The organism is Acidovorax sp. HMWF029 (assembly GCF_003060895.1).
In the GTDB taxonomy this organism is placed as follows: Bacteria; Pseudomonadota; Gammaproteobacteria; order Burkholderiales; family Burkholderiaceae_C; genus Acidovorax.
The window spans coordinates 1-5889 of the sequence record NZ_QAIH01000263.1 but is presented as its reverse complement, the minus strand read 5'-3'; the positions used below and the strand labels follow the sequence as shown (position 1 = coordinate 5889).

The following is a 5889-nucleotide window of genomic DNA, read 5'->3' as shown; positions in this document are numbered from 1 at the left end:
GTGTGGATGTCGCCTTGCTCCACCGCCTGCCCGTGGCGCAGCACGATCACTTGCCCGCCCAGCGCCTGGGCCACCTGCATGTCGTGGGTGATGGTGAGCAGGCAGCCGCCCGCCTGTAGCACCCCCTGGAACAACTCCACCATGCGGCCGCGCCAATGCGCGTCCAGGCCCTTGGTGGGCTCGTCCACCATCAGCACCGGGGCGCCCCCGGCCAGGGTGATGGCGGCCACCGCGCGCTGGGCCATGCCGCCGGACAGTTGCCAGGGGTAGTGGCTGGCGGCGGCGCCCAGGCCCGCATCGTTCAGCACCTGTTCAGCCTGTGCGCTGGCGGCGCTGGTGGGTTGTTGATGCAGCAGGCGGTACACCTCGGCCAGCTGCGGTGCCACGCGGGCCAGCGGGTTGAGTGCCAGCGAGGGCTCCTGCGGCAGCAGCGCCAGCTTGCGGCCCCACAGCGCGCGGCGCGCGGCGGCGTCCTGGGCACGGGTGCGGGTGCCATCCAGCGTGATCTGGCCCGTGGCCTGCAGCGCAGGCGGCAGGTTGCCCATGATGGCCTGGGCCAGCAGCGACTTGCCCGCGCCGCTTTCGCCCACCAGGGTCAGCGCCTCGCCCGGCCGCAGGGTGAAGCTGATGTCGCGCAGCAGCGGCTTGCCGCCCACCTGGATGCCCAGCCCCTCCACGGTCAACAGGGCTTCGGATTTCAAAGGCGTGCTCATGCGGTCTCCCGGTCGGGGTTGAGCAGCATCATCGCGGCCACCAGCCACACCAGCAGTGTGGTGGGCGCGGCAATGAGCCACGGAGCTTCTTCGTAGTAGGGCATGGCCTCGGTCATCATCAGGCCCAGCTCGGGCGTGGGCGGCTGCATGCCCACACCCACAAAACCCAGCGCGGCCAAGGCCAGCACGGCCTGCGAGGTGGTGAAGGCCAGCAGCGTGCCCAGCGTGGGCGCCAGTGCGGGCAGCAGGTGGCGGCGCAGCACATAGCCGCGCCCAAAACCCAGCAGGCGCGATGCCTGCACCGCGTCGCCCGCCAGCACGGGCCGGGCCACCGCGCGGCTCACGCGAAAGTACTCGACCCACAGCGCCGCCGACAGGCCCGCATACAGCGCCCACAGCGCGCCGGGTGCCAGTGCCGCAATCAGCAGTACCAGCAGCAGGCCGGGGATGGCTAGCACCGAGTCCGACAGCATGAGCAGCGCCCGCTCGGTGCGCCCGCCGCGCCATGCGGCGGCAATGCCCAGCAGCGTGCCGGGCACGGCGGCACTCAGCGCAGCCAGTAGCGCCATGCCCAACGAGAGCTGCGCCGCATGCGCCAGCCGCGCCAGTGCCGAGCGGCCCAGCACATCGGTGCCCAGCCAGTGCTGGGCGCTGGGGGGCGCCAGGGTGTTGCGCAGGTCTTGCACCACCGGGCTGGCGCCCACCAGCCAGGGGCCGAGCACGGCAAACAGCGCCAGCAGGCCGAGCAAGGTAATGCCCAGCACGGTGCGAACAGGCCAGCCGAAAGGACGCGGGGGGACAGAAGGCTCTGCCTCAGCGCCCCCGTGGAACTGGCTTTGCCAGGCCACCGGGGTGCGTCCCCCCTTTGGGGGGATGGCGCGCAGCGACTCAGGGGGGCTGCTCATTTCGCCACCTTCTGGGTATGCCGTGGGTCCAGCGCCAGGCACGCCGCATCGACCAGCAGGTTGAAGACCACAAACAGCACGCCCATGCACAGGGCCGTGCCCTGCACCACAGGGATGTCGCGCCCGAACACGGCGTGCACCAGCGCGTGGCCGATGCCGGGCCAGGCAAACAGCGTCTCGACCACCAGCGCGCCCTCCACCAGAAACAGCGCCTGCACGCCCAGGTAGGCCGTCACCGGCACGGCGGCGTTGCGCAGGCCGTGGCGCACCAGCGCCTGCCAGTCGCTCAGGCCCTTGGTGCGCGCAAATTCAAAAAAGGGCGACACCACCACCTCCAGCATCGCAGCACGGGTCACGCGCGCCAGCCCGGCGGCCAGGCCCAGCCCCAGCGTGAGCGCAGGCAGCACCAGGCTGGCCTGGCTCTCGTCGCCGCCCGCAGGCAAAACGCCCCACTGCACCGCCACCAGCAGGATCAGCAGCACCGACAGCAAAAACGGCGGCAGCGCGCGCAGCACCACGGCCATCAGCCAGCTGGCCTTGTCCACCCAGCCCTGGGGGCGCAGCCCGGCCCACACGCCCAGCGGCACGCCCACGGCAAAGGCAATGGCCAGCGCGGCGGCCGACAGGCGCAGTGTGGCGCCCAGGTGGTGCGTGACCTCGTGCCACACCGAGCGCTGTGACACCAGCGACTGGCCCAGGTTGAAGGTGGCCATATCGCGCCACCAGTGCAGCAGCGCCAGCCAGCCGGGGCGGTCCAGCCCCAGCTCTGCGCGCACGGCGTCGGCGGCGGCGTTGCTCACCAGGTCATAGCCATAGCGGCCTGCCGCCACGCGCATGGCCAGGTCGCCCGGCAGGGCGCGCACCATCAAAAAACACAGTGTTCCGATCAGCAGCGACACGGCCAGCACCTGCACCAGCCTGCGGCCAAGCAGGGCGGCCCAGGGTTTCGAATTCAAGGGGTTCATGGGTTGCTCCACTCCATGCCGGTCAGGCGGTAAGAACGCTCCAGCGGGTCCAGCGTGACGCCCGCCAGCCGGGGGGCCACGGCCACATGCTGGCGGTACCACGCCACGGGGATCACGGGCAGCTCCGTTTGCAGGGTGTTCGTGATCGTTTGGCGCAGCGCGCGCGTGCGCTCGGGCGTGGGCTGGGTGCGCGCCAGCTCTTTCAGTGCCTGCACCACGGCGTCGCTGTGCCAGCCCATCGCGCCCCAGTCGCCGCCTTGTGCGGCAAAGTCGCCCGCCAGCGTGCCCGTGGGGTCAGGCACATTCGCGTAGTTGCGTGCGGCCAGGGCCAGCTCCAGGCTGCCATCGCGGTGGCCCCGGGGCACGTCGCCCGAGTTGCCGATGCTCACCTTTACTGCGATGCCCGCCAGCCGCCACTGCTCCTGCAAGGCGGTGGCAATCAGCGGCAGCTCGGGCCGGTCCACAAAGGTGCGAATCACCAGGTGCAGCGGCTGGCCCTGTGCATTGCGCAGGCCGTCGCTGTGGCGCTGCCAGCCTGCGGCCTGCAGCAGGCGCACGGCGGCTTCAGGGTCGTGCTGCAGCGGGGGCAGGTCGGGGTTGTGCCACGCACCCAGCGTGGGCGGCAGCAGCTGCGTGGCGGCCAGCGCCTCGTCGCCCATCAGCGCCAGGGCAATGCCTGCGCGGTCGATGGCCAGGCTCAGCGCCTGGCGCACGCGCACATCGCGCAGCGCAGGAAGGCCCGCGTTGAGCTTGACGATGACGGTGCGCGGCAGCGTGACCGATGCAATGCGCACTGCGGTGCGGCGTGCCAGCGCCGGGTTTTGCGCATGGCGCTGCAGCCGACGCAGGCTGGCCGGGTCCAGCCCATAGGCCAGGTCGGCCTGGCCGCTCTCGGCCATCAGCGCGCGGGTCTCCGCACGGCTGGCGGCCAGGTAGCGCACGGCGGCAATGGCGGGGCGCGGGCCGTCGTAGGCGTCAAACACCACGGTCTCGACCTGCTGCGGCGGCACCAGCACCGCAATGCGGTAGGGGCCGCTGCCGATGATGCTGCGCACCTTGCCGTCGGCCCCATAGCTGGCAGGCGCCAGCACCATGGTGCTGGAATGCGCCAGCAGTGCGGGCAGGGCGGTGTGGGGGCGCTGCAGACGGATCTGCACCGTACCCTCGTCGGCTGTGGTGATGTGCTCCACGGGTGCCTGACTCAGCAGCGCAGGCGCCACCTGCGCCGCCTGCAGGCTGCGCACCACGGCGGCGGCTGTTACGGGCGTGCCGTCATGAAACCGCGCCCCGGGCCGCAACTCAAACTGCCACACCAGCCCATCCGCCGAGCGGCGCCAGCGCCGCGCCAGCGCGGGCCGCGGCTGGCCGTCATCTGCTGCGTCCAGCAGGGTTTCGGTGACCTGCATGCGGGTGAACACATAGCCACTGCTGGCGGGCGCCAGGCCGCTGATCTCCCACGGGCCGACGATCTGCAGCGGCGCTGGGGCGGAGGCGGTGGGGGCGCCCTGCGCCCAGGCAGCGGGCAGGGCGCCCGCCGCCAGCGCGGCCACGGGGGCCTGCAAGGCGCGGCGCCGGGTCAGCGGTGCACGAGGGTTGGAGAAATGATTCATTTCAGTGATCCATAGGGCTGTGCGTGCATGGCTGCCGCTGAAACTGGGGCGGCGATGGCGTCGGCATCTTTGAATTTCACTCACCGTTCGGGCTGAGCTAGGCGAAGCCCTGCGCGGCGCTTCGACAAGCTCAGCGTGAACGGTTCTGGCTCACTGGGTCAAAACTTCGCCTGCAAACCCACGGTGACCGTGCGCGCCGCCCCCGGCGCCACCCACACGCGGCTGTATGAGCTGGTGTAGTGCACCTTGTCGAACACGTTGTCCACGTCCAGCGACAGGTTCAGCCTGGGGCTCAGGCGCCAGTACGCCATCAGCTTGGCTGTGGTGTAGCTGGGCAGCTCAAACGCAGCCGTGCCTGCATTGGCCTCGGCCTGCGTGCGGGCCTGGCCCAGGCGCTTGCCCATGTGGGTCACGCCGCCGCCTACGCCGTAGCGCTGGCCGTTGGCCAGGGTGTTTTCATACACCGCCAGCACGCTGCCATTGACCTTGGGCACGTTCAGCAGGCGGCCGCCCACCTCCAGCGTGTTGTCGCGGGTCACTTCCACGTCGTTGAACACCAGGCTGGCGTTCACCCGCCAATGTGCGCTCACGCGGCCCGACAGGTCCAGCTCCAGCCCCCGGCTGCGCACCTCGCCAGCGGCGGCCGAAAAGCCTGCGTTCAGTGGGTCGCTGGTCAGGGCATTGCGCTTTTTGATGTCAAACAGCGCGGCTGTGGCGCCCAGGCGCTGGTCGGCGCTTTCCCACTTGGCGCCTAACTCCAAGGCGCGGGCCTTTTCGGGGTCAAAGGCGTTGCCTGCGGCGTCGCTGCCTGCGTTGGGGCGGAACGATGTGCCCGCGTTGGCATACACCGTCACACCCTGCAGCGGCAGCCAGCTCACGCCCAGGCGCGGCGACACGGCCGAGGGGCTTTGCGCCGTGGTGCGGTTGGTGATGCGGTTTTGCAGGCTCTGGTCATAGTTGTCGGCCCGCAGCCCGGCCATCACGCGCCATTGCTCGCCCAGCTTCAGGGTGTCTTGCACATACAGCGCCGTGTTGCGCTGCTTTTCCAGCGTGTCGGTGTTGCGCCCCGGCGTGGGCTGGGCCTGGCCGTACACGGGGTTGAAGATGTCGATGGCATAGGGCGCAGTGGCACTGGGGTTCACCCGCCGCATCACCGAATCCATGCTGAAGCGGTAGCTCTCCACCCCCACCAGCAGCTCATGCGCCAGGCTGCCGGTGCGCAGGTTGCCCTGCAACTCGGCCTGCACCGCCACGTCGTCCGACTGGTAGTCGCGAAAGCGCCGCTGGCGCGTCAGCGTGCGGCCATTGGCCTGCAGCGCTGTGGCTTCGGTCGAGAAGCCCTCCAGCCCCGTCTCGCGGTACGACAGCCCCACGCGGCTGCGCCAGTCGGGGTTCCACTCGTGCGACAGCACCAGCTGGTGTGTCTGGTTGGTCACCGTCACATCCCCATCGGCAGGCTCGCCCAAAAAGCGGCTGGCAGGCACCGCGCCCAGGCGGTTGTTGACCGCCACCACGCCCCGGTCCAGCGGGGTGGTGTGGCGCAAAAATTCAGCCGTGTACTCGAGCACCGTGTCGGGCGAGAGCTTCCAGGTGAAAGCCGGGGCCACCACCTGCCGCTGCGCGCGCACATGGTCGCGAAAGCTGCCCTTGTCTTCCACCGCCACATTCAGGCGGTAGGCCAGCCGGTCGTTGATGG

At 70.4% G+C, this 5889-nt stretch carries 5 protein-coding genes; all 5 read right to left on the bottom strand.

Features of this window, described 5'->3' with window-relative positions; all coding sequences use genetic code 11:
- Positions 1 to 713, bottom strand: a 713-nt coding sequence (locus DBR12_RS23190) for an ATP-binding cassette domain-containing protein (RefSeq protein ID WP_233244874.1), incomplete at its 3' end; no start/stop codon positions are given.
- Positions 710 to 1618 carry an ABC transporter permease gene (locus DBR12_RS18625; protein ID WP_108618625.1) on the bottom strand — a complete coding sequence of 303 codons (909 nt, stop codon included), beginning with the start codon at positions 1616 to 1618 and terminating at the stop codon, positions 710 to 712. The genes DBR12_RS23190 and DBR12_RS18625, both read right to left, overlap by 4 nt.
- Positions 1615 to 2583, bottom strand: coding sequence for an ABC transporter permease (locus DBR12_RS18620; protein ID WP_108618624.1), 969 nt, complete (start codon positions 2581 to 2583; stop codon positions 1615 to 1617). Before DBR12_RS18620 ends, DBR12_RS18625 begins: the two co-directional genes overlap by 4 nt.
- Positions 2580 to 4193, bottom strand: coding sequence for an ABC transporter substrate-binding protein (locus DBR12_RS18615; protein ID WP_233244872.1), 1614 nt, complete (start codon positions 4191 to 4193; stop codon positions 2580 to 2582). The genes DBR12_RS18620 and DBR12_RS18615 overlap by 4 nt, the downstream gene beginning before the upstream one ends.
- Before the next feature lie 158 nt (positions 4194 to 4351).
- The coding region (locus DBR12_RS18610) for a TonB-dependent siderophore receptor (RefSeq protein WP_108618623.1) at positions 4352 to 5889 on the bottom strand (1538 nt) is incomplete at its 5' end.

What these genes read in the sequence shown, in the direction of transcription:
- DBR12_RS18620 (WP_108618624.1), bottom strand. Translation starts at nt 2,583, where the DNA reads ATGAACCCCTTGAATTCGAAACCCTGGGCCGCCCTGCTTGGCCGCAGG.
- DBR12_RS18625 (WP_108618625.1), bottom strand. Translation starts at nt 1,618, where the DNA reads ATGAGCAGCCCCCCTGAGTCGCTGCGCGCCATCCCCCCAAAGGGGGGA.
- DBR12_RS18615 (WP_233244872.1), bottom strand. Translation starts at nt 4,193, where the DNA reads ATGAATCATTTCTCCAACCCTCGTGCACCGCTGACCCGGCGCCGCGCC.